Annotated in this window: 20 protein-coding genes and 2 pseudogenes; 10 read left to right on the top strand and 12 right to left on the bottom strand. The window is 62.3% G+C overall.

The genetic code is table 11. The features are described from left to right. The first annotated feature begins 399 nt into the window (after positions 1–399). The gene (locus HY852_RS27480) at positions 400–654 is read left to right on the top strand and encodes an MAPEG family protein (protein WP_291608107.1); all 255 of its coding nucleotides are present in this window, start codon (positions 400–402) and stop codon (positions 652–654) included. A gap of 161 nt (positions 655–815) precedes the next feature. Here the strand turns inward: HY852_RS27480 and HY852_RS27475 are convergent, their stop codons facing one another. Beyond that, entirely contained in the window at positions 816–1,490 is a 675-nt protein-coding gene (locus tag HY852_RS27475) for a hypothetical protein (RefSeq protein ID WP_291608106.1), read from the bottom strand. Between the two features lie 622 nt (positions 1,491–2,112). Here HY852_RS27475 and HY852_RS27470 point away from each other — a divergent pair. The 3 genes from HY852_RS27470 (at position 2,113) to HY852_RS27460 (ending at position 3,603) form a co-directional block, all read left to right on the top strand. Next, positions 2,113–2,505, top strand: a complete 393-nt coding sequence (locus HY852_RS27470; protein ID WP_291608105.1) for a nuclear transport factor 2 family protein — start codon at positions 2,113–2,115, stop codon at positions 2,503–2,505. Positions 2,506–2,723: 218 nt separating this feature from the next. After that, positions 2,724–3,059 (top strand): hypothetical protein, encoded by a 336-nt coding sequence (locus HY852_RS27465; protein ID WP_291608104.1) that lies wholly within the window; start codon positions 2,724–2,726, stop codon positions 3,057–3,059. A gap of 67 nt (positions 3,060–3,126) precedes the next feature. Then, positions 3,127–3,603 (top strand): hypothetical protein, encoded by a 477-nt coding sequence (locus HY852_RS27460; RefSeq protein WP_291608103.1) that lies wholly within the window; start codon positions 3,127–3,129, stop codon positions 3,601–3,603. Positions 3,604–4,584: 981 nt separating this feature from the next. On the opposite strand, the pseudogene HY852_RS27455 reads toward HY852_RS27460, so the two are convergent. Beyond that, positions 4,585–5,034 (bottom strand): annotated as a pseudogene (locus HY852_RS27455) (integrase core domain-containing protein); the annotation flags it as partial. Positions 5,035–5,539: 505 nt separating this feature from the next. Between HY852_RS27455 and HY852_RS27450 the strand changes: the two are divergent. After that, the gene (locus HY852_RS27450; protein ID WP_291608102.1) at positions 5,540–6,013 is read left to right on the top strand and encodes a VOC family protein; all 474 of its coding nucleotides are present in this window, start codon (positions 5,540–5,542) and stop codon (positions 6,011–6,013) included. Positions 6,014–6,129: 116 nt separating this feature from the next. On the opposite strand, the gene HY852_RS27445 is transcribed toward HY852_RS27450, so the two are convergent. Together HY852_RS27445 and HY852_RS27440 are read right to left on the bottom strand one after the other, a co-directional pair. Beyond that, on the bottom strand, positions 6,130–7,329 hold the full coding sequence (locus HY852_RS27445) for an extensin family protein (RefSeq protein ID WP_291608101.1): 1,200 nt from the start codon (positions 7,327–7,329) through the stop codon (positions 6,130–6,132). A 356-nt stretch (positions 7,330–7,685) separates the two neighbouring features. Further along, the gene (locus HY852_RS27440; RefSeq protein ID WP_291608100.1) at positions 7,686–9,545 is read right to left on the bottom strand and encodes an EAL domain-containing protein; all 1,860 of its coding nucleotides are present in this window, start codon (positions 9,543–9,545) and stop codon (positions 7,686–7,688) included. Positions 9,546–9,864: 319 nt separating this feature from the next. Between HY852_RS27440 and HY852_RS27435 the strand changes: the two genes are divergently transcribed. After that, positions 9,865–10,638 (top strand): DUF2147 domain-containing protein, encoded by a 774-nt coding sequence (locus tag HY852_RS27435; protein ID WP_291608099.1) that lies wholly within the window; start codon positions 9,865–9,867, stop codon positions 10,636–10,638. Between the two features lie 254 nt (positions 10,639–10,892). Beyond that, entirely contained in the window at positions 10,893–12,284 is a 1,392-nt protein-coding gene (locus HY852_RS27430) for a FecR domain-containing protein (RefSeq protein ID WP_291608098.1), read from the top strand. Positions 12,285–12,439: 155 nt separating this feature from the next. Here HY852_RS27430 and HY852_RS27425 read toward each other — a convergent pair whose 3' ends face one another. Both HY852_RS27425 and asd read right to left on the bottom strand, forming a co-directional pair. Then, entirely contained in the window at positions 12,440–13,048 is a 609-nt protein-coding gene (locus HY852_RS27425) for an NUDIX hydrolase (RefSeq protein WP_291608097.1), read from the bottom strand. An 81-nt stretch (positions 13,049–13,129) separates the two neighbouring features. Next, the gene (gene asd / locus HY852_RS27420; RefSeq protein ID WP_291608096.1) at positions 13,130–13,990 is read right to left on the bottom strand and encodes an archaetidylserine decarboxylase; all 861 of its coding nucleotides are present in this window, start codon (positions 13,988–13,990) and stop codon (positions 13,130–13,132) included. A gap of 35 nt (positions 13,991–14,025) precedes the next feature. Between asd and HY852_RS27415 the strand changes: the two genes are divergently transcribed. Next, complete coding sequence (locus tag HY852_RS27415) at positions 14,026–15,687, top strand: aminotransferase class III-fold pyridoxal phosphate-dependent enzyme (RefSeq protein ID WP_291608095.1); 1,662 nt, start codon at positions 14,026–14,028, stop codon at positions 15,685–15,687. A 298-nt stretch (positions 15,688–15,985) separates the two neighbouring features. Here HY852_RS27415 and HY852_RS27410 read toward each other — a convergent pair whose 3' ends face one another. From HY852_RS27410 to HY852_RS27400, 3 genes are all read right to left on the bottom strand, one after another. Then, positions 15,986–16,618, bottom strand: coding sequence for a hypothetical protein (locus HY852_RS27410; RefSeq protein WP_291608094.1), 633 nt, complete (start codon positions 16,616–16,618; stop codon positions 15,986–15,988). Positions 16,619–16,774: 156 nt separating this feature from the next. Beyond that, positions 16,775–17,464, bottom strand: a complete 690-nt coding sequence (locus tag HY852_RS27405) for a methyltransferase domain-containing protein (RefSeq protein WP_291608124.1) — start codon at positions 17,462–17,464, stop codon at positions 16,775–16,777. 35 nt (positions 17,465–17,499) lie between these two features. Continuing rightward, positions 17,500–18,555, bottom strand: a complete 1,056-nt coding sequence (locus HY852_RS27400) for a glycosyltransferase family 1 protein (protein WP_291608093.1) — start codon at positions 18,553–18,555, stop codon at positions 17,500–17,502. 259 nt (positions 18,556–18,814) lie between these two features. Here HY852_RS27400 and HY852_RS27395 point away from each other — a divergent pair, with 259 nt between their 5' ends. Beyond that, the gene (locus HY852_RS27395) at positions 18,815–19,477 is read left to right on the top strand and encodes a L,D-transpeptidase (RefSeq protein WP_291608092.1); all 663 of its coding nucleotides are present in this window, start codon (positions 18,815–18,817) and stop codon (positions 19,475–19,477) included. Between the two features lie 59 nt (positions 19,478–19,536). Here the strand turns inward: HY852_RS27395 and HY852_RS27390 are convergent, their stop codons facing one another. Both HY852_RS27390 and HY852_RS27385 read right to left on the bottom strand, forming a co-directional pair. Beyond that, a complete protein-coding gene (locus HY852_RS27390; RefSeq protein WP_291608091.1) occupies positions 19,537–19,983 on the bottom strand; it encodes a hypothetical protein in 447 nt (148 codons plus the stop codon). Between the two features lie 35 nt (positions 19,984–20,018). After that, positions 20,019–20,216: pseudogene (locus tag HY852_RS27385) on the bottom strand (antibiotic biosynthesis monooxygenase); the annotation flags it as partial. 86 nt (positions 20,217–20,302) lie between these two features. Between HY852_RS27385 and HY852_RS27380 the strand changes: the two are divergent. Beyond that, complete coding sequence (locus tag HY852_RS27380) at positions 20,303–20,779, top strand: MarR family winged helix-turn-helix transcriptional regulator (RefSeq protein ID WP_291608090.1); 477 nt, start codon at positions 20,303–20,305, stop codon at positions 20,777–20,779. A 120-nt stretch (positions 20,780–20,899) separates the two neighbouring features. On the opposite strand, the gene HY852_RS27375 is transcribed toward HY852_RS27380, so the two are convergent. After that, positions 20,900–24,238, bottom strand: a complete 3,339-nt coding sequence (locus HY852_RS27375) for an adenylate/guanylate cyclase domain-containing protein (protein WP_291608089.1) — start codon at positions 24,236–24,238, stop codon at positions 20,900–20,902. Positions 24,239–24,673: the final 435 nt, after the last annotated feature.

The following is a 24,673-nucleotide window of genomic DNA, read 5'->3' as shown; positions in this document are numbered from 1 at the left end:
GCAAAACGCCTCCGCGGGCTTGACGCCAGCTTCGGGCGCCAGGACCACACGATTTGGCCGTCCGCGCACGTCCCCGCCCGGCTGCCGAAGGCTGGCGTGTGCTCACCCTCGAAGCCTTGAGCGAAGACGCTTTCAGCGCCGCTCGTCCGCGCGGGGGCACATCGCTCACGGACATAAAGCCCGCCCTGCAACGCTCCTCGCGCACGACGCAGTCGCGTCCACCGCATCCCAACCCGCGCTTCTGACGACTCGCGAACCGCCCCTCGTGTGGGTGAGACAGGTCGCATATACGCCAAATCCGAATTCTGGAAAAGCGAAATATCTTTGCAGAGAGGGCTTGACAGAGTTTTCCGCGATTTGCCCGGCGGGCAGTCAATTTGCATTCCGACTGTCGCCTTCATGGAGCGCCTCGCCCGCGCTTATGCCAACTGCATCGAGGGTCTGCCGATTTTCGGCGGCTTGTTGGCGATTGCGATCATGACATCAAGGACGGCAATCACGGATCCTTTGGCATCTCGGTTCCTTGGCGCACGAATCGTGCAGTCGATTATCCATCTCGCTTCAACCAGTCCGATAGCGGTAAGTCTCCGCTTCACCGCTTTCGCCGTCCAGATGGCGATAGGCGTTTATTGGTCGTGGAAGCTGATGTCGTAAGGACGCACGCGAGCAATCAATAGCGATAGACGTTTTGCCAGCGGGTTGCTGCGAACGTCTGAATGTTGCCGGGCCGCACGCGACGCTCGTCCAAGGGTCAGCTGGGAGCAGGAGGCGAGCCGAGCAAGCCGCGCACGTGTCTTGGTCTACAGTCCGTGGATTTAAGCGTTTTGGTCCACTTCGGCCCGCGCTGGTGAATGTCCGGCGATTCGCCGCCAAGCCGTCTTCGGATCGAGAAGTCGCCCGACCAGCACAGCCGCGGGAAGGGTCCGGCTCGAGCCTAGGAGAAAGACGATCCCGAGCGCCATCAGCAGCACGCCGAGCGAGGTCTCCATCCAGCCCCGCCCGTCGTCGCCCGTCTCGGCCGCAGGAGCGACCACTGGGGGCGCCGGACGGGAGGCAGCCGCATCGTCATCGGACGGAGCCGCCGCCAAAAGGGTCGCCACCCCGACCTGGCGCGGCGTGGTGTGATCGGGCGTAAGCTGATCGGGCGCGGGCTCGGCGACGACGGTCGCCGGAGCCACGAGCGTCACGGCCGCCGTACCGGGGACCGGAGCTGCATCGACCACCTTGAGCTCGGGCCCGGGCGGGGTCGGCTGGACCGTTTCCCCTGGTGCGGCGCGCAGCAGCTCCGCACGCGCATCCACGACCGGCTTCCGCTTGCGCCGCGCGGCCCCGTTCTCCTCACGGGCGGAGACACGCTGTTTCCCGGCGGGATGATGGACCCGGTTCTTCACCGCGACACCCTCGGCGGCCTGGAACCAGCATTTGCGGTGGCCCTCGAGACGATAGACCCAGCGCTGGCCGTCGGCCGTCGACTTGTCGGGTCGCGGCACGCATTCCGGTTCGGCAGGAGCAGGCGCGGGGGCGTCTCCGGAAGCTGCATTAAACAAGAAGCTCAAGGGATTCGAAGATGCAGGAGAGGTCGAGAGACCGGCGAAAATGAGAAAAGCGGCCAAGCATTGCAAACGCATGGTATCGCCCGGTGTTGCACCCCCCGCCGCGCACGAGCGTCGGCCGCGACCTGGGTCGCAATGCGACTCAAATCCGGCAAGGCAAGGGATTCATTTGGGCTGGGAACCCGGGAACCGGCTTTTGCTCCCGTTCTTTCAGAATCTGCGCGTGCTTCGGTCGAAGGCGTGCGTCCATCTGCAACGGCAGTTCAGCGCGACGAAGGAATCCGGCGCTCCGGCGATCACCGCCGCATCGTCGGCGCGTTGCCGAGCGCTCGCGCCGATTTACTTCAAGTCCTCGGCTGAGCTCTCCCCTTGCGGCGCGCTGTCACCGCCGCTGGATACGTCGGCTCTCGAGGCTGCAGCTGACCACGACGGAGCCAACCTTCGAAGGTCCCTTGTCACCCAGAACGGACTTGGGCCAACTCAAGCGTTGTCCGTGCTGGGACGACGTGATTGACTAAGGTTGTGGGGCGTTAGTCTGCCGATATCGCGGCGTATTGAAGTGAGCAAGGCGCAGATGGATATCCGAGCCAAGCTGGTAGAGATATGTGATGCGTTCAACGCGCACGATCTGGATCGGATCATGAAATTCTTTGCGGATGATTGCGTTTTGGAGATGCCGAAGGGGAGTAAACCGTACGGCTCCCGCTTTGAGGGTAAGGAGAATGTGCGAGAAGGGCTGGCTGCACGCTTTGAAGGACTGCCCGACGTCCATTACGGGAATGCTGAGCATTTTGTAGATTCGGAATCTCAAACCGGCATTTCGAAATGGTGCCTCACTGGCACTGGTCGGGATGGAAAGAAGGTGGAAGTCCAAGGTTGCGACTTCTACACATTCCGCGCAGGCGAAGTGGTTCGAAAAGACTCATATTGGAAACTCGTTGAACGGAACTGATACGTCTAGGATGTGATTGCGCGAGGTCGCGATGGCCCAAGGCTGCCTGAGGTGATGCTTGCCAAGAGGTCAGCTGTTGAGGGTAAACCGGGAGTGATTTGCATCGGCCTTGACCGGCGCTTCTGACCCGAAACGGACATTGGGTCGCAGCGTCGAGGGTCGATTGGCTGCCCTTTCTCACCGCCGCCCCGTCGCAACGTGTTAGGCTTGAGGCTTCGATGAGCTTTCCCTCAGGGGGATGCATGCAACGGCGCGAGTTCATCACGCTTTTCGGTGGCACAGCAGCGACGTGGCCGCTCGCAGCGCGTGCGCAGCAACCGGCGAAGATGAAGCGCATCGCGATAGTTAGCCCGGCGACCAAGATCGGCGACATGGGCGCAAATGGCCATCGGATTTACCGCATGTTTTTCGAGGAGTTGAGTCGCCTTGGGTACGATGAGGGCCGGAACCTCGATCTTGTTGAAGAACAACGTCCTCTTGGCGCATCAACATCCAACGCCATCCACAGTGCCTGCGACATAATTGACGGTGTGATGTCGTTCACACCGGGATAGATCGCATTAACCTAAAATAGCAAATCAGGAGAATAAACACCGCTAAGGCAAGTCTAAGGAGGCTTTAATGCGCAAATTCCTAGTCGTCATCATTGCCCTCGCCACACTCAGCTTCCTTGCAGGCGTGGCCTCTGCCGGAACCATCCAAATCCCGGGGACGCATTCCACCAGCGAGATCAAGAGCGCCTGCGACAAGGCAGGTGGCTTTTACTCGGAATACGGCGATCTCTATACTTGCGGCAAGAATTGTGGCAACGACTTTTGCAGGGTCTCCTGCATTGGTGGCAAATGCTTAGGTACTTGCCCCAAATGCGGTGAACGCCGTTTCTCGGTATACGGCGGCCGGGGTGCCGTGGGTAGCATCGTGACGAACATGGTTCAACGGCCGCAGGCTCGCAACCTTCCAGTGATACGTCGCGCGTCGCCGTGGGTGTCTTCCTGCATCGTCAACTGCATACGCCGCGCTGGGGGCACCGATCCGGTTGTCATTCTCAACACCTGTATGGGGCTGTGCGAGAGGACCGGCGGAATAGTGGTGTTTTGAGCAAGCCTCTGGGCCAAGAAGGCATTGGGCTGTCCTTAGATAACACGGCGGCGCGCGACCATTGCTAACTATATATCGGAACCTATTGCCTGGTCGGCGATGATGCCGTGCTGGACATTCGCGCAAACCTTCACGCCTCGGCTGGCCACCGCGTTAGCCGAAGACATGCCCTTCGCGGCCGCTTTCGCTGGCGAGAGTTCTGCTTCCAGCCGAGCCTCTTCCAGAGCTATGGCTGTCCTAAGAACGTCTTGCAGTCATCTAGAATTTAATTGTGCAAGACCCGGTGCCTTTTTGGCATTGCGGCCCTCCATCTTGATCACATACCGTCCTTTCCTCTCCATCGATCAACTTTTTTTGACAATTTTTATAGCACTGTTGCAGCTCACAAGAGCATTGCATGCCCCCCGCACTCCAATTCCCCGGGCCCTTACCCACACAATGTCTCCCAGCAGGGACCTGAGTTGGACTCTGGCTGAAAAGTTGAAATAACCGCTGTACTTCGTTGGGGATAGGGGAAACACTTTCCTGTGCGTGGGCCGTTTGCAATGTGAAGCCCAGCAACGCTATGAGTGACATCCGAGCGATTATCATGTCTCCGCCCTCCATCATGAGAGACATCGAAGCAGATCCGCCGGGACGACCAGCCTAGCACCATGCTGGCGTTTGAGCGCCGCTTCTGCCTGCGCTTGCTAAGCCGGAAAGCTCACGGCCGTTGAAGCAGACGTGCTTGCTGCGGCTAGCTTTCGTCGCAGGCTTGGCTGCTTGACCGGAACGCACCCGGGACATGACTCGAGCTTTTAACGCCTTCGTGGCCCTCCCGCCAGTGGCCTGGGCTTTTTTCATCCAGCGATGAGTGGAGTCACTGGTTGATTTAAGCCTTGTTGGCTCGGCGAAGCAACGGGACGGGGCGCGGAGCCCTCGGCATAGCGCAAGCGCCCCGTCCCGTTGCCTCTCGGGAACCCTGAGCTTCGCGTAGGCGACCGGGGGCAGATTGCCGACGCCGCTGTGCGGCCGCACAGTGTTGTAGTCTTCCAAATCGCCAGAGCCTCCCGCGCATGGCTGAGCGAGCCGAACAACGTCTCGTTCAGCAACTCGTCGCGCAGCTGCCCGATGAACGACTCCGCGAAAGCGTTCTGCTGCGGCTTACCCGGAGCGATGTAGTGCCATTCAACCTGCCGCTCCTGAGACCAGCCCAAGATCGCCATGCTGGTCGGCCGGCCGGCCATGTGCGTCTCCGATAACGGCACCGAGGCGCGAATGGCGATGAGGGCATCGAACTCACGCACCACCCGAAGTCCAGGCAACGACGTGTCAGCGATGAGCGCCAGGCACTCGCGCGTGAAGTCATCGACGATCGCCAGGATCCGAAAGCGCTGGCCTAAGCGCATCCGATGCGAAGTCCAAGCTCCGACGCTGATTGGTCCCTGCGGGAGCACCTGTGCAGGCCCCGACCAAGCGCAAGACCGCCAAAGGGCTTGGTCTCGAAGTGTCGCCCATGTTGCTCGCTCGCGCCGACGGATGCTCACAGCCGCTTTTGGCCCGTTTCGGGAGTAAGCCATCTAGCTGACGATGGCGGCTATCTGAGGAAGAGCGAACATCAATCAGATGCCGGCCGAGGTCTGGAAATAGCCTTGCGGTGGTTGGAGCCATCAGATTCTTCCGCTGAGGGCCTTAGCAGAAACGACATGGATTTGATCCATGTCGCCTTTGGCCCAGAGCTGATCAGCGATTTCATCGCCAGGACGTCAGCTGCGAGCAGTCTACCGGACTCAGGTATGTGCCGACCACGACTGCCTGACCCGAAAACGGACAGCGATGCTGCGGTAAGCCGTCAATGATGGCTAAGCAAAAGGAGAGGGCTGGAGCACGTCGACAAAGCTACCTATCTCAATAGAGAAGGATGAGCGTGATTCCGAGTGGAACCGAAAGGGTCGCAATGGCAAAGAACACGATTTGCCTCTGGTACGACAAGGACGCCGAGGCTGCTGCCCGCTTCTACGCCGAGACCTTCCCCGACAGCGTAGTGGGAGCCGTCCACCGTGCACCCAGTGACTACCCATCCGGCAAGGCGGGGGATGTGCTGACGGTCGAATTCACGGTTGCCGGTGTCCCCTGTATTGGCCTCAACGGCGGTCCCGCGTTCAAACATAACGAAGCCTTCTCCTTCCAGATCGCCACCGACGATCAGGACGAGACCGACCGCTATTGGAACGCCATCGTCGGCAATGGCGGACAGGAAAGCGCGTGCGGCTGGTGCAAAGACAAATGGGGCGTTTCCTGGCAAATCACACCGCGCGTGCTAACCGAGGCGTTAGCGGCTGGCGGTGATGAAGCAAAGCGCGCATTTGATGCGATGATGGGTATGAGGAAGATAGACATCGCCGCGATCAAGGCGGCGCGGCGCGGCTGAGGTTGCGCTTGCAGCGCTGCTATTCACCTATCAACGACGGTGGTGAGATCGAGCCAGCGGGAGGACGATCCCGGTCTGGTCGCTTACGTCTGCGACTCGTGGAGCGACTAAGCGCCCTACTCGTCCATGAACTCGTCTTCCTCGTTAATCTTCTCGCGCGAGGAGCGGCGCGTCGTGTGCTTGCCGGCGAGCGATCCGGTCACGTACGGATCGCGAGAAGCATACGGGTTGCGCTGGGAGGCGCGCGCGGCGACCTCGTCGCCGGAGACGGGGGCCGGCTGGCAGATGACGCGGCGACTGGCGCGCCGCATCAGGTCGACGTGGATGTGATCGTAGTGATAGATGTTGGAGCCCGGCGCGAGCACGGTCGTGAAGCGGTCGCAGGCCGCGGCCTCGATGTCGCGCAGGAAGCCCTGCTCTTCCGGCACGCCGCGCCAGCCGTCCTTGATCGTGATGCGCCGGCCGTCCGCGAGCGTGAACGCGGCAATGTCGAGCGCGTTGCCGAAAGCGTGCTCGGAGATATGCGAACTGCGATTGCCGTTCATGCCGCGGCAGGAATAGGCCGAGATCTGCTTGATCTCGACCACGGGTGAGCCGAACCATCGCATGGCAGCAGGCTGCACCGACTCGGCGAGCCAGCGGTCCAGCGCCGAGACGATCGGACAGGCGAGCGTCGCGGTCGGCTTGATCGCCACGGGTCCGACCGCGGCCACGGGATTGCCCTGCGCGGGGCCGAGGCGCGGCAAGGGCCGTTGTCGAGGACCTTGCGGATAAGACGTCGAGTAGGGAGCGCGCGCCGGATAGCTCGGCGCATTCATATAGGTGGTGCGGCCCGGACCGGTGCCTTCAGGAGGCACTTCGATCTCATCCTGCTGCGGCGCGACGCCGGGCGGCGTCAGTGAGATCGGCCCGCTTGGCGCGCCAGCGCTTTGCGGATGGCTTGAATTGGCAGGATGGTTCGAGGTGGGCGGATAATTCGAGCCTTGCGGATAGCGCGGCTGCGAAACCGGCCAACGCGGCTGATTGCCGATGCTCGCGGGCGGGCGCAAATCCTCGTCGGCAAAGCCGAAGGTGCCGGTGTTCTCGCCCAGCGCGGCGACCTTAAGCGGATACTCCGCCCCGCAGACGCCCGGACCGGAGATCGGCTCGACACGAACGATATCGGCACTTTCCTTGACCGAGCCGGACTTCAGGCACGCGATTTCGGCCTCGGCGCGCCACGGTTCACGTTCCTGGAAGAAGAATCCACGGCCGCAACCCGCAAGCGAGACGAGCACAAGGGAGCCGACGAGATACAAACGAACTCCGCGCGTCATCGCGCGCACGTTCGACGAATTTATTTAAGGACTCATCAACGCCTTGATTTCACGCTTCTTTAATCATGCTGGAGGAGCAACATACCGGCGACAGCAGGCGAGAGACAGCAAGGCTGACTTTTTCGCGGGGCGTCTTCGTTGCTAATCTTCGAGCACGTGAAGCAGTTGAAAACAGGCATTGAGGGAGCGGAGCATGCCCATGACGTTCGCCGCCAGGCTGAGCGTTATCACCGCGTATCTTGCCATGGCTTTTGTCGCAGCCATCATCCTCGGCGTCATCTAGGCCACAACGAGCCCGTATCGACGCGGCACCGCCGCCGTTGATTGTTGTGCGTTCGATACCGCGCGCGTCGCCCTCAGGCAGTCTTCGCCAGTTCGCCTACCAGCATCGTCTGGAGCAGGGCGACATGGTTCGCTTCGCGTCCCGCCTCCCAACAGGCAAATGCTTCCGGATCCATCGGCTTGCCGAACAGGAAGCCTTGAATCTCGTCGCAGCCCGCGCGCTGGAGGAAAGCGTACTGGTCGAGCGTTTCGACCCCTTCCGCCACCACCTTGTGGCCAAGCGCATGTGTCATCGACACGATCGCCTGCAGGATCTGCTGGGACTTCTCGCTGTGGCCGATCTCGCGGATGAGAGAGCGGTCGATCTTGAGCTGGTTGAGCGGCAGTCGGGAAAGTTGCGACAGATTGGAGAAGCCGGTGCCGAAATCGTCGATGGCGATGCCGATGCCGGCCGTTCTGATTTGACCGAGCCTGCAGTCGATGTCCTCGGCGTCGATCATGGCCATGCTTTCCGTGATCTCGATCTCGAACAGCTGAGGAGGCACCTCACTGTCTCGCAGGGTTTCGAGCAATTCCGCCACGAAGTTCGGATGCGAGAACTGGGCCGGCGAGACGTTGACCGACACCCGCCGCGGGGTGCCTTCGTGAATCCACTGCCTGCACTGGGCCGCAGCCATTCTGATCACGCTTGCGCCAAGCCCGTGCATCAGCCCGGCCTGCTCGGCAATATGGATGAACTCGCCCGGCGGAACCATGCCGAGTTGCGGATGCTGCCAGCGCACCAGCGCCTCGACACCGGTGACCGTGAGCTTGTGGCTGCAGAGCTTGGGCTGATAGTGGAGCAGCAGTTCACCGTTGTCGACCGCGCGCCGCAATTCAGCTTCCATCTCGGTCCGGCGGGCAAACGCAACGCTCAGGCCCGGAACGTAGAAGGCGACCCGGTTCTTGCCGGCGTCTTTCGCCGCATACATTGCCAGATCGGCAAAGGTGAGCAGCTTCTCGACCTCGCTGGTGTCGTCGGGCATGCGCGAGACGCCCACGCTGGCACTGATGCGCACTTCGCCGCCGAAAACATCGAACGGCTTGCTGAGCGCTTCGCGAAGCTGCTCGGCCGTGGCTTCCACCTGCAACAAGCCCGCCGGGCCCGGCAGGATGATCACGAATTCGTCGCCGGCGAATCGGGAAACGACCGGCTTGGTCGGCAAGCTGTCGCAGAGCTCGCCGAACGGCGTCATGCAGGTGTCGACGTCGGAACGGTTGACCTTTAGGCCCACCCCGATGATGCGGTCGCTGACCAGCCTGAGCAGTTCGTCTCCGGCCTCGTGTCCAAGACTGTCATTGACGGACTTGAAGCCGTCGAGATCGATGAACACGACGGCGCAGCGCGCTTCATCGCCCGCCCGCGCGAGCAGGCCCAGCGCATGCGTGACGACGCAGCGATTGGGCAGACCGGTCACCTGATCGGTGAACGCCAGAATGTTCATGCGAAGAATGTTGCTGTTCAGCCGCGCAACCATGGCGCGGAAACTGTCAGCCAGCCCGCCGACTTCGCAGGCACAATCGACATGCACCGGATGGTCCATGTCGCCCGCGATGATCGCTTCCGTGCTGCGGTGAAGGGCGACGATGTTGGCCGTGAGCTTTCGGGCCGCGAGCCAGGTGACGCTGGCCGGAATGACGACGCAAAGGGCAAACAGGGCCAGGGCGAGAGCCGTCGAAATCTCCTGCGCATCGTGCGCGCGAACAATCTGCACCTCGAGGGCGAGACAGAGCGCCCCGAGCACGAGCGCAAGCGTCGCAAATCTCGTCGGGATGCTGTTGACGCCTGTGCCTTTGCGGCTCGCCGGTTTCTGCTCGGCGGGGCGCGGTTCGATTGCCGCCACCGGCACAGGATCGCCCGGAAGCTCCTGTCGATGGATATGCGATTGAACCATGCTGCAACTCGATACGCGAAGAACACTCATCAGGGTCTGGTACGCCGCGGGTCTTAACGGTTGGTGAGAATGGATCCAGACTCGCAGATCCAGTCGCCACGACAGACGTGGATACCTCGAAAACAAACAACAGCAGAAACCGCGAGTTAATTTGCCGGTTTCTTCGGACGATCCGCATCCGCAAATATACGGGGCCGCGCGGCCTTCCCCTTCCTCACCACCGGGATCGTCGCGCGTGATCCCCGTCACAGAGCGCATGGGCGTCAGCGCGTACGGTAGGCGCAGCTTTCTGCCGAACCATATTCTCGAGGAGGCCGTCATGAACAAGCTCACGATCGCCAGTGTCGCGCTGCTTCTGGCCAGCTCCGCCGCCCATGCCGGCAGTTCGATTTCGTTCGAGATCGAAGGACAGAAGATCCGCATCGAGGCGCCGCGCCATTGCGACCAGCTCTCCTGCATTACGATTACGGCGCCGGGACTTTCCAAGACACCGATCAGACTGAAAGACCTGAACCTCAACGGATTTGGCGGCAGCAACGACGACGACGTTGACACCAAGTCCACGCCGGCGCAGGCCGCTCCGCCTGCCCCGACCGTTCAGGCGCCGGCGCCGCAGCCCTCGGCGCAGGCGACCGCGCCGCAGGTGCAGCCGCCCAGCATGAACAACGTTGCTCCCGCGACCACCGGCGTTGATGCCAACCCGCCCGCACCTGCCGCCACCAACGTTGCACCAACACAGCCGGCTCCTGCGACTGTCGCAACGGCGCCGCAGAGCGCGCCGGTTGCCACACCTGCTCCCAGTGCCGCGTCGGCAACGCCGATCGGCGTGTGGGCGACCGAAGAGAACAAGGGCAATGTCCGGATCGAGTCGTGCGGCGCGAACCTGTGCGGCTATGCCGAGAAGACCGGAGAGAAGATCCTGATCAACATGCGCCCCGGCGAGTCCAAATGGGTCGGCCGCATTCACGACCCCAACAGCGGCCGGAAGTACGACTCCACCATCGCCCTGAAGGGACCCAACGCCTTGCGCGTGCAGGGCTGCGCCTTCGGCGGCATGTTCTGCGGCGGCCAGACCTGGAAACGGGTGAGCTGATACCACAGCGTCATTCCGGGGCGATACGAAGCATCGAACCCGGAATCTCACTCACAACTTCCAGATTCCGGGTCTGCGCCCGTCGGCGCAGCCCTGAATGACCAGCCAGAAGATTCATCTCGCGACACATGATCGACCGCGGACGTGGCGCTTGATCGTTCGACCGGCACCTGACACAAGCATTCATCCGCGGTTCAGCCGGGCAAGGCTGAGATCGCGGACCTCGCCTAGCGGTTCTCATCGGATCTTCATTCGTGACGTCGCGCCCTCGGGTCTTTGCCCTTGCCGTCTTCGCCTGCCTCGCGCTCGGCGGCGCCCCGCAATCGCTGGCAGCCACTTCCGTCGCGATCGAGCTCGCCCAGGTGCAGACGAGCCAGCCATCCCTGACGCCGACACCCGCGCCGCAGGCGGCGTCCGCGCCGAGCCCCGAGACGCAGACCGCCGACGACGAGCCGATCGGCAACGTGGCGAAAATCACGGGCGTTGCGACCGTCATCCGCAACAAGAACTCGATCGCACTGAAGGTCCGCGACGACATCTACCTCAATGACGTGGTGCAGACCGCCGCCGACTCGACGCTCAGCATCACCTTCAGCGACGCAACCACCTTCAACCTTTCGGCCAACGCCAGGATCACTATCGACAACTACGTCTATGAGGACGGCGGCAACCAGAACGCAGGACTGTTCGACGTCGGCAAGGGCACGGTCGCCTTCGTCGCCGCGGCGGTGGCCAAGACCGGCGACATGAAGATCACCACGCCGACGGCAACGCTCAGCATCCGCGGCACGACCGGCGTGGTCGAGGTGCCGGAAGGCGCCGCCGCGAGCAACGCGCGCAACGTCAACATCAAGCTCTATCCCGACGCCGACGGCAGGGTCGGACGCATCGAGGTCAACGACCGCACGGGCGCGCGGCTCGGCTTCCTGAACCAGGCGTCGAGCGGCTTTGCCATCCGACCGGGAACGGGCGGCGTGCGTCTTGCCGCCGTTCCTCTCGCGATCACGCTGCAGGAGGCGCGGCGCGACCAGGGTTTCGTGCGCCAGGTCCATGCCGCGCAGAGCGTCGGCCGCCAGATCGTCACCGAGCAGCGCGCGTTTCGCCGGGCCAATCCCGGCCTGAACAACCGCGGCAACCAGCTGCGCCAGCCCGGCCCGCCGTTGCAGCGGCAGAACGGCCTGCCCGGCCAAAATCGTCCCGGCCTGCAGCAGCCGACGACGCCTAACCGCCAGGGCACTCCGCCGCAGCGTCAAGGCGGCTTGCCGCAGCAAGGCACGAAGCCGCTGCATCAAGGCCGTCTGCCCCAGACGGGCTTCGGGCCACGTCATCAAGGCAACCTGCCGTCGCAAGGTCCGAAGCCGAGTCGAGGAAACCTGCCGCAGCCAAATGTGCTGCCGCAGCGTCCAGGCAACCTTCCGCCGGTCGGCGCGCAGCGGACCGGAGCGGGTCAGTTGGTACCGCCGCGCACCGGACAAAACCCGCAAGGTCCCGGCGCGGCGCCGCAGCCGGCACTTCAGCCGCAGCAGGGCGGCTTGCAGCGCCCGCCCGCCCTGCAGCCGCGACTGCTCGGCCTGCAGCGTCCTGGTCCGGCCAAGCCCGCGCCAGGCCGGCCCGTGCCGCCGAAGGACAAGAAGGAAATACGTTAGCCGCTCGACTTGGTGATAGCTCGTCGTGCTGAGGAGCTTGCGCAAGCAAGCGTCTGGAAATCGGATCGAGCTCTCCGCACGCGGGGCGAGGTCAAGTGAGTTCGCGGATGGACCGATTCAGTCCGCAGCAAGCGGTAGCAATACGTGAGCCGCGCTCACGCCTGACCGCGCAGCCAGGCTTTGAACTTCTGTATCGGGCCGAGCCGCAATGGCGCGACCGCGGCCGTCTCCGCCGGCGACAGGGGTAGCAGCGCGCTCTCGAGCTGGTCCGGCTCGGGCTGGGGCTTCGCTGCCGGCTCGACCAGCGGCGGCCCCTCCGGCTCTTGCTGTCGCTTGTCCTGTGTCTTGTCCTGGCTCTTGGCCTCGAGCGCCATCGGCCCGACCTGGGCGAGAAAGACCCGCTCATATTCGCGCGACAGGCGTGCGATGGCTTCCTCGAGCGGCAACCACACGACAGCGATGACGTCCTTCATGAGCTTGCCGACCGGATCGCTATCGGCTTGCATGCGCCAGAAATGAACGAACTTCGGCCCGCCGCCGGACTGATAAGCGAGCGTCCCCAGGAATTCGTGGACGGAGACGGCGTGGCCGGTCTCTTCCAGCACTTCGCGGATCGCCGCCTCGCGCGCGGTCTCACCCCTCGCCAATTTGCCTTTCGGCAGCACCCATTCCTCGCGCTTGCGCAGCCGAACGACAGCGACGAGCGGCGTCGCGCCGTGCCGGAACACGATACCCCCCGCTGCCAGAACAGGCACCCGCGCCATCTTTCCTTCCTGCCGTCGAAACCCGATCGTCCCCGGAACCGAGCATATAGGTCCAAGCGGAAAGGAAATCGAGACCGGAGCTTACTTGCGCAGCAGCGGCTGGCCGGCGCGGATCCGCGCACCTTCCGAGACGTTGTCGCAGAAGTCGAAATGGCAGGGCGCCAGCACGATGATGGTTGATCCGTGCTCGAACCAGCCGAGCTCTTCGCCTTTCTTCACGTCGACGTCGCAGGGAAAACTGAAGGGACCCCTGGTCTGCGCGTTGAGAACGAGGTCAAGGAAATGCAGGCGGATGCTGGCGACCAGGATGGCCGCGACCGGGACCAGGGTCAGCGCCTCGCCGGTCGCAAGATGGGTACGGATCACGGCGCGCTCGTTCTTGCAGAACAGGCGCTCGATCCTTTTCAGCGCAATCGGATTGACGTTCCAGGTGTCGCCGTGGATCAGCGTGACGCGCTCGACGTGGGCATCGTACGGCGCGTGGAAGCGATGATACATGCTGGATGTCAGGCGCAAGGTGACGAAGCGCCCTCTGCGATGTTCTTCGACGAGCGAGGCGTCACCGAGCAGATCAATCAGCGAATAGGGTGCGCCCTTGACCTGGAACAATTCGCCGTCGGCGATGGTACCGTGCGCGCCGATGATCGCGTCCGAGGGGCTGGCGACGATCGCCGGATCCCGATCGAAGGGCCGCAGGCCTGGCTTCAGCTCGCGGGTGAAGCAGTCGTGCATGCTCTTGAAACGGCTCTTGCTCGCCTCCGACAAATCGAGGTCGGAGAACAGGCGCCAGCAGGCGATCGAGGCATCGCGCACGAGCGGGTTCTCGATTTTGGAGAACCAGCCCATGAAGCGGGTCAGTGCCGCGCGGGGGACACGGTTGGTGAGCAGGAAATTGAGGTCTTCCTGCTCGGTCAGGGCGGAAATCAGGGCTTTGACTGTCATGATTCTGTCAGCAGGTGTGGTTAGCGCTTGTCATTATGGATTCTGTCCTTTCGATTCTCTCGCTGTCCGCGGCCGCCGCAGCCGGCGTCGCCGCCCTCCCGAAGCTGAAAGCACGGATCGAGCTGTCGCGGGCCAAGCACCGCTCGCTCGCCGGGCATTCGAAGATGTCGCGCCGGGTGGCACGGCTGATCCCGTTCTACGAATTCGATATCAACGACTATTTCGCGATCGACGGCGCGCCGGCAAGCATCGCGACGCAGCGCCAGGACGGCTTCTTCCGCCTGGCGAAGCTCTACGCCGAGCGCTACCCCAAGGGCCGGGCGCTGACCCTTCAAGCCGCGGAGAAAATCTCCGACCTGCAATTCACGGAATCCTACCGGGTGCCGTTCCAGTTCAGCCGCCTCGTGCGCGAGCACCTCGGCACCAGCGCCTTCATGGAATCCTCTTCCGGCGTCACCGTCACCGACCTTGACGGCAACGTGTCCTACGACCTCACCGGCTCCTACGGCGTCAACATCTTCGGCTACGACTTCTACAAGGAGTGCATCGAGGCCGCGGAGAAGCGCGCCCACGCGCTGGGACCGGTGCTCGGGCCCTATCATCCCGTCATCGTCGACAACGTGGCGCGGATCTGCCGGATCGCGGGCCACGACGAAGTGTCCTTCCACATGTCGGGAACCGAGGCCGTGATGCAGGCGGTGCGGCTGGCGCGCTATCACACCAGGCGCAGCCACCTCGTCCGCTTCGCCGGCGCCTATCACGGCTGGTGGGGCGACGTGCAGCCCGGCATCGGCAACCCGATCGCGCCGCACGAAACCCATACGCTCGCCGAGATGTCGGAGAAGACGCTGCATGTCCTCAAGACACGGCGCGACATCGCCTGCGTGCTGGTCAACCCGCTGCAGGCGCTGCATCCCAACGGCAACGCGCCGGGCGATTCCTCGCTGGTGGACAGTTCGCGAAAAGCGCACTTCGACCGCGCCGCCTACACCGAATGGCTCAGGAAGCTGCGCGAGGTGTGCACGGAGCGCGGCATCGTCCTGATCTTCGACGAAGTGTTCCTCGGCTTTCGGCTGGCGCCCGGCGGCGCCCAGGAATATTTCGGCGTGCGTGCCGACATGGTGACCTACGGCAAGAGTCTCGCCGGCGGACTGCCGATCGGCGTGGTGTGCGGGCGCAAGGAGCTGATGCGGCGCTTTCGCGACGACCGGCCCGCCGACGTCTGCTTCGCGCGCGGCACGTTCAACTCGCACCCCTACGTCATGGCGGCGATGGACGAATTCCTGAGCCGGCTCGCCTCCCCGAACTTTCGCGCCGTCTATGACGGGCTGGACGAGACCTGGAACGGCCGCGCGCAGCGGCTCAACCAGATGCTTTCCGAGCACGACCTGCCGGTGCGCGTCGCCAACATGTCCTCGATCTGGACCGTCACCTACACCGCCCCGTCTCGCTACAACTGGATGCTGCAATACTATCTGCGCGCCGAGGGACTCGCGCTGAGCTGGGTCGGGACCGGCCGCCTCATCTTCACGCTCAACTACACCGATGGCGATTTCACGGAAGTGGCCGAACGCTTTGTCCGGGCCGCGGAGAAGATGAAGCGCGACGGCTTCTGGTGGCACGAAGCCGCCCTGACCAACAAGGGCATCAAGCGGCAGATCCTGAAGGAGATGATGGCGCGGGCGCTGCGGCGTTGACACCTGGTGCGCCCCCTCGCCCCGCTTGCGGGGTCGAGACGAGCGAAGCTCGCTCTTAGTGGGTTGGGGTGAGGGGGAGTCTCCACGAGAACGATGAGAGTTGGATTCGTGTAGAGTCCCCCTCACCCGCCGCGCTTTGCGCGTCGACCTCTCCCCGCGAGCGGGGCGAGGTGAACTGAGCGCGCGGACGAACTGATTCAACTCCAAGCCATCCGTTCGATAGCGAAGCCGTGGATGGCCGGGACAAGCCCGGCCATGACGCAGCCAACAGACGCCCTCTATCGTCAGCACGATGCTCTTACGCGTGCTTCTCGAAGGCCGGCTCGACCGAAAGATGCAGGCCGGGATCGATCAGCTCGCCGCGCAACAGATAGAGCGGCGCCTTGTGATAGAGCATCAAATCGTGGAACGGGTCAGTGAGGATCTTGGTCATCCACACAAGACCGGTCTGAATGTCGCGGATAAAGAAGAGCTGCACGGTGCGGAAGAGGGGCCCGCCGGCGCCGACCGCAAGCCAGATCTTCGCCACCTGCCGCATGAAGTCAACGGCAGTTGCCGAAGGCGTGAACAGGCCGAACAACGTCGGATCGGCGAACAGCACCAGCGGCGACAGCGCCCAGATCGCCATCAGTACGACCTTGCGCTGCAGGTTGTAGCCGACCTTGATCTCTTCCTTGTGCTCGTGCGTCGCCTGGTTGACGTAGTCATAGCCGTTCGGCTCGAAGAAGAAGTGGCCGGCCTGGCGCGTGCCCATCGAGACCAGCCAGCCGACAAGACCGGACACCACCGGATCGAAGAACAGCATCACATAGGTGAACAGGAAGCTCAGCGCGCTGACGAAGTGCAGGCTCTGGTTGATGCGGCTGTGGTGATAGTAGCGGTGGTCGTCCCAGCGTTGGATACGCAACGCTTCCAGGAAGCTCTTGATCATCATCTCCCCCTAATTGGCGAATGCGTCGCATCTACAGGGATTCGATGTAGGCCATGTGACATCACGATAATGACACATGGCACCCCCGCCACTTGGTGATCCGACTTGGTGATCCGACTTGGTGATCCGGCTTGGCGCCGCAAAGCGCGCAGCTATTCAGGCGGCAACGGCGACGTCGACCTTGCGGAAGCGGACCAGCGAGAAGTGGCCGAGCGGCGGGATCAGGCGGCGCTCCACCAGTTCCATGCCGTGCGCGCCGGCCAGCCACCGCACATAACGCGACCAGGCGAACTCGGCGGTGCGGAAGCCGAGCTGACGCACCACCGGCTGCAGTTTCTGCTCGATGAAGCGGCGCACGCCGTCATCGGCGGAAACGCGGGTCAGGATGATCAATTCGCCGCCCGGCCGCAGCACGCGCGCGAATTCGTCCATGGCCTTTTCGGGGTTCGGCACCGCGGTGACGACGTATTGGGCCATCACCACGTCAAAGGAATCGTCGGCGAACTCGAGATTTTCGGCGTCCATCACCGCGAGCCCTTCGACGTTCTTCAGCTTGAGCTCCTTGACCCGCCGCCGTGCCTTGTTGAGCATCTGCTCCGAAATATCGGTGCCGAAGATGAGGACGTGCGGCGCATATTGCGGCAACGAGATGCCGGTGCCGATGCCGACTTCGAGAACGCGGCCGCCGATCTCGTTGGTTGCCGCGATTGCCGCCTGCCGGCCCTTGGAGAACACGCCGCCGAACACGAGGTCATAGACCGGCGCCCAGCGGTCATAGGCCTGCTCGACCGTGCCACGGTCGAGGTCCACCTGGGATGTGCCGTCAAGGTTCATGATCTTCGCCATAGAGTTAAGTCCCATCTTGGTTTCGAATGTTTGCATCAGCCGCGGACGGGGCGGCGTCTTGCCGTCAGTCGCATCGGGAGCAGCGAGCGGCTTCCCTCAAGCGCCGTGAGATTGCCGATGAACTGGCGTGCGCTGTTGGCCCAGGAGCGATCGAGCGCAAAGCTGCGGCAGGCCTCGCGCGACGTCGTCAGCGCGCGCAGACAGGCAGTGCGCAAATCGTTATCCAGTGCGCCGATCGGCAGGTCGGCGATGACGTCCTTCGGTCCCGTGACGGGATAGGCCGCTACCGGCGTGCCGCAGGCCAGCGCCTCGAGCTGGACCACGCCGAACGTGTCCGTGAGGCTCGGAAACACGAAGACGTCGGCCGCCGCCAGATGCGACACGAGATCCGCGCCCTTTTTCTCGCCGAGGAAAGCGGCGTCGGGATATTTGCGCTCGAGATGGGCCTTCTGCGGCCCGTCGCCGACGATGACTTTCGTTCCGGGCAGATCGAGCGAGAGAAAGGCCTCGAGATTCTTATCGACCGCGACGCGTCCCATCGCCATGAAGATCGGCCGCGGCAGATCGAGCCTGGCGGGATTATCCGGCCTGAACAGTTCGGTATCGACGCCGCGCGTCCAGAACCCCAGCCTCCGAAAGCCCCGCGCGCGCAATTCCTGCTTCAGCGACGGCGTCGCCACCATGGTCATGGTGGCCGCGGCATGAAAGTGCCGAAGCACGGCATAGCCGATGCCGAGCGGAAGGCCGGTGCGAACCGCGACATATTCGGGAAAGCGCGTCGTGTAGGAGGTCGTGAAAGCGAGCTTGCGGCGCCGGCAATAGGCGCGCACCGCCCATCCGATCGGCCCCTCCGTCGCGATATGCACGGCGTCCGGCGCCGCAGCCTCGATCCGCCGCGCAACCTCGCGCCGGCTCGGCAGCGCGAAGCGCAATCCGGGATAGGTGGGAACCGGAAGCGACCGAAAGCCCTCCGGCGTCAGGAATTGCAGGTCGACGTCGAGGGCCGACGCGGCAGCAGCCAGCGATGTCAGGGTGCGGACGACGCCGTTGACCTGCGGATGCCACGCATCGGTCGCGATTAAAACCCTCATGCCGAAAACCCGAGATTTTGATGATTCTCAGTTTCCGACCCTCAACCATGGATATTTCAGGCGTGTGACGTCATCAAACTGTCGATGTGTGTTTTTCGCAGAGCTCGCCGCCCTTCGACACGAAAACTGTCATGAAGCAATCGCTACCGCGGCAAATGCGTTTTTGAGCGGCCGCGCAAACGTCGGGAAACTTTTGTCCGCTATGTAAACCGGCCAACGAGCACCGACAACGGTGCCGGTGTGAGGACAGGGGCAACCAATGTTCAGGCTGGACACGTTCAAGAGGCATTCCCGCGCCATTACTTTCAGCGCCTTCGCAATCGGCGCGATCGCATCTGGCGGCTCCGCTTCGGCCGCGCCGATGCAATTCTTTCCGTTCTTTCCTTCCCCGCCGATGATGACGGCTCCGCCGCAGGCCCAAACCGCACCTTCGGAAGACGAAGGCCGCGGCGGCGACCTGGCGCCGCGGCTGCGCCGGCAGATCGTTGCCTATGCAACACGCGAGGCGCCCGGCACGATCATCATCGATACGCCCAACACCTATCTCTACTATGTGCTCGGTGACGGCAGGGCCATCCGCTACGGCATCGGCGTCGGCCGCGATGGATTCACCTGGTCGGGCGTGCAGTCGGTGACGAGGAAGGCCGAATGGCCGGACTGGACGCCGCCAACCGAGATGATTCGCCGCCAGCCCTATCTGCCCCGCCACATGACGGGTGGCCCCGGCAATCCCTTAGGTGCCCGCGCAATGTATCTCGGCGGCACCATCTATCGCATCCACGGCACCAACGCGCCGGATACCATCGGCAAGCATGTGTCGTCCGGTTGCATCCGCCTGACCAACGAGGACGTGATCGACCTCTATTCCCGCGTCAGCGTCGGCGCCAAGGTGATCGTGCTGCCGATGGAGCGGCGGGCGTAGGCACAGCCGCAGTACTATGAATTCGCGAGATTCGCTCAGAGAGGCTCGGCTTCGACCGATCACGCCGGCTCGCGGCGGAGCCAGCCTTTAATCTTGAGTCCGTCCCGCATATTCATGCCGAGCAGCGTGAGGTTCGTTGCCCCCGCAGCGAGCTCGACGGCCTGCACGGCATAGAATGCAGTATCGAGCTCCGCAGCTCGCGCCTTGAACGCGAGGAATAGCGCCGACGGAATAAGAACCAGGATGCCGTTGGCCGCTATGAACGGCATGCGCTTGGCTTTCGCGCCGACCAATCCGGCCCGACGTCCCTTTGCCAAGGCGAAGCCCGAGCCTCCTGCCGCCGCCAGCGCCGGAATCAGCAACAGGAAGCCCCACGGGATGGCAATCTTGACCGTCGTCACCACTGCCTGAGACGCAAACAGCTCCGAGAGAGCCGTCGACAGCCAGAAGGTCGCAATCGTGAGGATCGCGACCGCTCCGGCAACTGGATGGATCATCTTGGTCATGGTGCCGATCTCCCCTTCGAACCTTTGCCCGCGAGCTAGACGGCGCAGATGCCGGGCACCGCGACCTTCTGGAACAGGTGCGGCGCAGCTACTGCCGAGGCCGGATAGGTCGAGAGTTTTGCCGCGAACTCCGGATGCGTGAATGCAGCGCCGCGTCTCCCAAACGGCGTAGTTCAGATAGTCGAGCTTTCGCCGATCGCGACGTGAAGCTGCGTGGAGATGAAGCCTCTCCTTTCCAGTTGGTTGCATAGTGTCGATTTGGTACGATACATCCATAACAACTTGACATCATCGTGTCAACTGTGGGTTATGGTGACATATGCAAAGAACCAGGCGAACCGCGGCGGGCGACGCCCTGACCGGACTCATTCTCGACCTGTTCAGGCTGAACAGCCTGCTGTTAACCGGCGGCGATCGGCTGGTTGCGGGGCTCGGGCTGACGAGCGCACGCTGGCAGATCCTTGGCGCAATCGTCGCCGCCGAACGCCCGCAACCGGTTGCGTGGCTCGCTCGCGACCTCGGCGCCAATCGTCAAAACGTGCAGCGGATCATCAACGACCTGCACGAAGAGGGACTTGTTGCATTCGAGGCCAACCCGCATCACCGGCGGGCGCAACTCGTCGTACTGACTGACAAGGGAAGACGGACCTTCGAAGCCGCGATGGACTTACAGGCTCCCTGGGTCAATCGCATCTCGGAGGGGCTGTTGGTCAAGGACATAGAAACAGTCCATCGCGTGGTCACGGCGCTGCGAAGCAAACTGGAGAGCAACCGTGAAGCTGAAGAGCGCGTGTAGCGGGCGGCCCCTGCAGAGAGGCGGGCGCAACACCGGAAGCGCAATTCCCTTGAACAACGACGGTCCCAGCGCAGAGCGGGGCCGGTTTCGCAGGCGTCCGCGGTCTGGCAGGTCTGCACATCAAGCGATCTTCAACATTGTCTTGGCTCTCAGTAGATCCCTGCTGTCAAAACCCTCGCTAAAAGACCGGTAAATCTCGTCGAGTTGCGAGCGACAGTTCGCGCCACCTTGCCTCAAGTCGTGCAGATCACACATGCTCAGCCAAAGTCTGAGTTCAAAAGACCTGGCTTTCTGTTCGCGCGCGACGCTAATGCCCTTGCAAAAGTAATGCTCAGCGTATTCCAGGTTTCGGTTCGACCGCAGATGCGCTTCGCCGAGCAAACGATACAATTCAGCCTCGTAAAAGTGTTCGGAGTTCTCTTCGCCGAGCCTCGATTGCGCCTGCTCCAAAAAGTCCAGCGCTTTCCCGTAATGCTTGTTCTTTATGCATGCATCCGCCAGCAACCCCAGAGAGTACGACTCAAACAATAAGGCACCGGTAGCCCGCTCTCTTTCCAAGCCTTCTTGAATTTCAGCAACCCCTTTCTCAAAGGCGCCCTGATCGGCACTTGCCCATCCGCGCAAAATCAAGGCCATGGCCAGGTAGTGAACAAACTCGTGCTTTTCGCAGAAAGCGATAGCATCGTTCGCCTGAGCTGCAACCACCGCAGCGTCGCCGCAAAGCTGGTGCACGCGAAGGGTTATCGTTCGCGTCATTGCCTCGGTGAACGGGTGTTGAGATGCACTTGCGTAGCGGCGAGCCTCCGCGCAAATCCGCAACGCCCGATCCGGGTAGCCGAGCATCCAAAGCACCATGCCGTCATATGACCTTACATGAACTCGCGGATCCTGTGCTGACAAGTCAAGATATGCTGCGGCCTTGCTATCCTCACAAAGGCTCATGCTGCATTCCAGCTCCGCATGGGCTGCGGAAAACTTCCCTTGCCCAAACAAAGTAAAGCCCAATGCCTGGTGGGCAAGAGCCTTGTAAACCGGGTTGTCTACGTTCTCAGCGCTATTGAGCAAGTGTTCGGCAAGGGCGTGAGCTTCACCAAGCGATGCATGAACGAAATTCCAGGTCCATAAACCAAACACTGCAGGCAAGATATGTTCATCAAGTCCACTTTCTTTGCACAGTTCAAGCGCTCGAGTGTACGCCTGCTTCACGCCGTCAGTGCTCCAGCCTTGGATCGCCCGAAGGGAATTGCCGAGAGACGTCTGCAACAGCAACTCCGATTTGACGCGTAGCGTCGGGTCGTCGATATGAGGAATCAGATCCAACCCTTGTTGCACATGACCGATCGCTTCCTTGTGCGCCGAACGAGCCGCTGATTGTTTGCCTGCTTGGTACAAGTAGTGTACGGCCGCTTCGTAGTTTCTCGCCTGAGTGTAGTGGTATGCAATGATCTCGGGCTGCGCCTGCACGACTTCAGGAAATTTCTGCTCGAGCGCGCGTGCCATGGCCGCATGTAGCTGTACGCGACGGCTCTTCAGCAGCCCGGCGTAAGCGGCATCCCGTACCAAGGCGTGCTTGAAGGTGTATACCGCATGTGGAATTTCGCCCCGACAGAACACCAGTCCCGAGCGCACCAACTGGCCGAGCGCCTCGTCCAATCTCTGCCTCGGCAGCCCGGCGACGGCGTTCACAAGTTCATAATGAAATTCGCGACCGGCGACGGCACCGATTTGGGCTACGTCGCGCACCGGCGACAACCGATCAAGGCGAGCCATTAGCGATGCTTGCAAGGTGGTTGGGATCGCGAAAGATGGAAGAGGACCCTCGAGAACATATTCGCCGTTCCGCCCGCGCAACAACCCGCCTTCCAGCACCATCTTCGTCAATTCCTCGATGAAGAGGGGCACCCCATCGGTGTGTGCGAGAATGTGCTCCATGATCTCCTTCGGAAGCGCTTTGCCCCCGGTCACCCGCAGGACCAACTCTGTGCCGTCGCGTCGGCCAAGGCGCGTGAGCGGGATGGTCGTGGTGTGAGGGTAGCTCGGCCACGGGGGAGTGAATTCCGGCCTGGTCGTGATCAGCAAAAGTGCCCGAAGCTGCGGCACGTGATCCACAGTAGCTGCGAGGAGCTCAAGCGAGGTCGGGTCAATCCAGTGCACATCTTCGAACATGAGCAAGACTGGCTGCCGCTCCGCCAACCCATCGAGTTGGGCCAATAATGCCGCGAAGGTCTTCTCTTTGCGTTTTTGTGGGGTGAGGTCCTGCAGCCGGCAATGATCATCTCCAGGCAGAGCCAATAGGTTGGCCAGAACTGCGAGGTGCTCGGGGTTCTGTGTGGATTGCGCCAGTAGGGCGGCGAGCTTGGATCGCTTCTCCTGAGGTGTGTCGCTGTGCTTGAACCCGGCAGCACGTTCCAGCTGGCTGATGAATGGAAATAGTGCGCTGTGGGTATGATGCTCAGAGCAAAAATAGCGCAGCGTGACGTGTGGTTCACCCTGGAGCCGCTCGTTGAGTGCCAAGGCAATGTGCGACTTGCCGATGCCTGGTTCTCCTGTGAGAGTAACCACCCGGCCTTCTTCATGTACCGCTTGTCGCCAGCGGCGGACCAGCTGCTCTATTTCTTCCTCACGCCCTAACAAGGAAGGCAGCTTGGCAGTATGCATTGCCTCGAACCGGCTCTCTACGCCGCTCGTTCCCAGGACCTGATAAACCTGAATCGGATCCGCCCAGCCTTTCAGCGCAACGGGGCCGAGGTCGCGGTAGTGGAACTCTCCCCCGGAGAGCCGGCGCGTGCTCGCGCAGACCAACACTGTCCCCGGCTCCGCCATTGTTTGTAGCCGAGCTGCGAGGTTCGGCGTTTCACCAACAACCGCTTGCTCCGCCGGCGTTTTCTCAATCAGAAGCTCGGTCACAACCACCGTGCCGGTGGCAATGCCGACGCGAATCTCCAGCGCTGCAGCGACGTTCCGGATACTCGCAACGGCATCAATGAGTGCGAGTGCGCACCGCACCGCCTGTTCGGCATCATCCTCATGTGCTTGCGGAAAGCCGAAATAGACCAACGCCCCGTCACCCATATAGCGGGCAATCTTTCCCTGATAACGGCCTGTGACCTCTGCAATGCAGCTGTGGTAGGCGCCAATCAGGGTTCGCACGTCCTCCGGATCCAACCGCGCCGCAAGGGCTGTAGACCCAACCAAGTCACAAAACATCACTGTCAGGTGGCGTCGCTCATCCGGTCGACTGGCTTCGGCCGCTGTGTCGCCGGCCCTAGGACGAGCCGCGTCGTCAAGCTCTGCGATGGCGCGCAGGATCTTGCGGCGATGACCCAGCAGGACGCCAAGGTCTTTGAGGTCCTGGTCTGTCAGGTCACGGACCACCGAAAGGTCAATGCCGTTCTCGGCGAAGCGCTGGGCATACTCTGACAAGCCGATCGACTTGAGCCACTCGGTGACGCCTTTCATGGCGATTGGCACCTCCCTGCTCAGTTCTCTATTCCCGCAGGATTACTTCACGTTAGGCGTCGCACACAAGGCGCCGATGCTGCTGTGATACCGGGCAACGCTGAACAGATCGCGACCAAGGCGATCAAGGGCAAGCAGCGGCGCTTGTTGTACGAGTTCTCGCTTGAGCCGCACGATCCACCCACCGCGTGCTGAGTTCGATCGGTCGCTTCGTCGCTTTATCTGAGGTCCCAAGGGCCAAGCGTAGGCGGCTACACCACAGCGCGGCACAATGCGAGCTCCCATACATGAGTCGGCAGCCACAAAAAGAGGTTCAAGGTTGCCGCCAAATTGCTCCCAGATGCGAAGCAAGGAACAAGGCCAAGACGCGAGCAAGGCGCGGAATTCATGAAAGCTTCTAGGTTTGGCCACACCTAGACGGCTCTGCCGTTTTGT

Origin of the sequence: Bradyrhizobium sp., from assembly GCF_016213215.1 — a bacterium.
Classification (GTDB): Bacteria; Pseudomonadota; Alphaproteobacteria; order Rhizobiales; family Xanthobacteraceae; genus Bradyrhizobium.
Note: the sequence above shows the minus strand (reverse complement) of the source record. Positions and strands in the feature narration are given on the sequence as shown.

Coding starts and splice junctions, on each gene's coding strand:
- HY852_RS27415 (WP_291608095.1), top strand. CDS start 14,026: ATGGATTCTGTCCTTTCGATTCTCTCGCTGTCCGCGGCCGCCGCAGCC.
- HY852_RS27405 (WP_291608124.1), bottom strand. CDS start 17,464: ATGGCGAAGATCATGAACCTTGACGGCACATCCCAGGTGGACCTCGAC.
- HY852_RS27410 (WP_291608094.1), bottom strand. CDS start 16,618: ATGATCAAGAGCTTCCTGGAAGCGTTGCGTATCCAACGCTGGGACGAC.
- HY852_RS27395 (WP_291608092.1), top strand. CDS start 18,815: ATGTTCAGGCTGGACACGTTCAAGAGGCATTCCCGCGCCATTACTTTC.
- HY852_RS27445 (WP_291608101.1), bottom strand. CDS start 7,329: ATGACGCGCGGAGTTCGTTTGTATCTCGTCGGCTCCCTTGTGCTCGTC.
- HY852_RS27440 (WP_291608100.1), bottom strand. CDS start 9,545: ATGGTTCAATCGCATATCCATCGACAGGAGCTTCCGGGCGATCCTGTG.
- HY852_RS27460 (WP_291608103.1), top strand. CDS start 3,127: ATGCGCAAATTCCTAGTCGTCATCATTGCCCTCGCCACACTCAGCTTC.
- HY852_RS27435 (WP_291608099.1), top strand. CDS start 9,865: ATGAACAAGCTCACGATCGCCAGTGTCGCGCTGCTTCTGGCCAGCTCC.
- HY852_RS27400 (WP_291608093.1), bottom strand. CDS start 18,555: ATGAGGGTTTTAATCGCGACCGATGCGTGGCATCCGCAGGTCAACGGC.
- asd (WP_291608096.1), bottom strand. CDS start 13,990: ATGACAGTCAAAGCCCTGATTTCCGCCCTGACCGAGCAGGAAGACCTC.
- HY852_RS27450 (WP_291608102.1), top strand. CDS start 5,540: ATGGCAAAGAACACGATTTGCCTCTGGTACGACAAGGACGCCGAGGCT.
- HY852_RS27375 (WP_291608089.1), bottom strand. CDS start 24,238: ATGAAAGGCGTCACCGAGTGGCTCAAGTCGATCGGCTTGTCAGAGTAT.
- HY852_RS27380 (WP_291608090.1), top strand. CDS start 20,303: ATGCAAAGAACCAGGCGAACCGCGGCGGGCGACGCCCTGACCGGACTC.
- HY852_RS27480 (WP_291608107.1), top strand. CDS start 400: ATGGAGCGCCTCGCCCGCGCTTATGCCAACTGCATCGAGGGTCTGCCG.
- HY852_RS27390 (WP_291608091.1), bottom strand. CDS start 19,983: ATGACCAAGATGATCCATCCAGTTGCCGGAGCGGTCGCGATCCTCACG.
- HY852_RS27465 (WP_291608104.1), top strand. CDS start 2,724: ATGAGCTTTCCCTCAGGGGGATGCATGCAACGGCGCGAGTTCATCACG.
- HY852_RS27425 (WP_291608097.1), bottom strand. CDS start 13,048: ATGGCGCGGGTGCCTGTTCTGGCAGCGGGGGGTATCGTGTTCCGGCAC.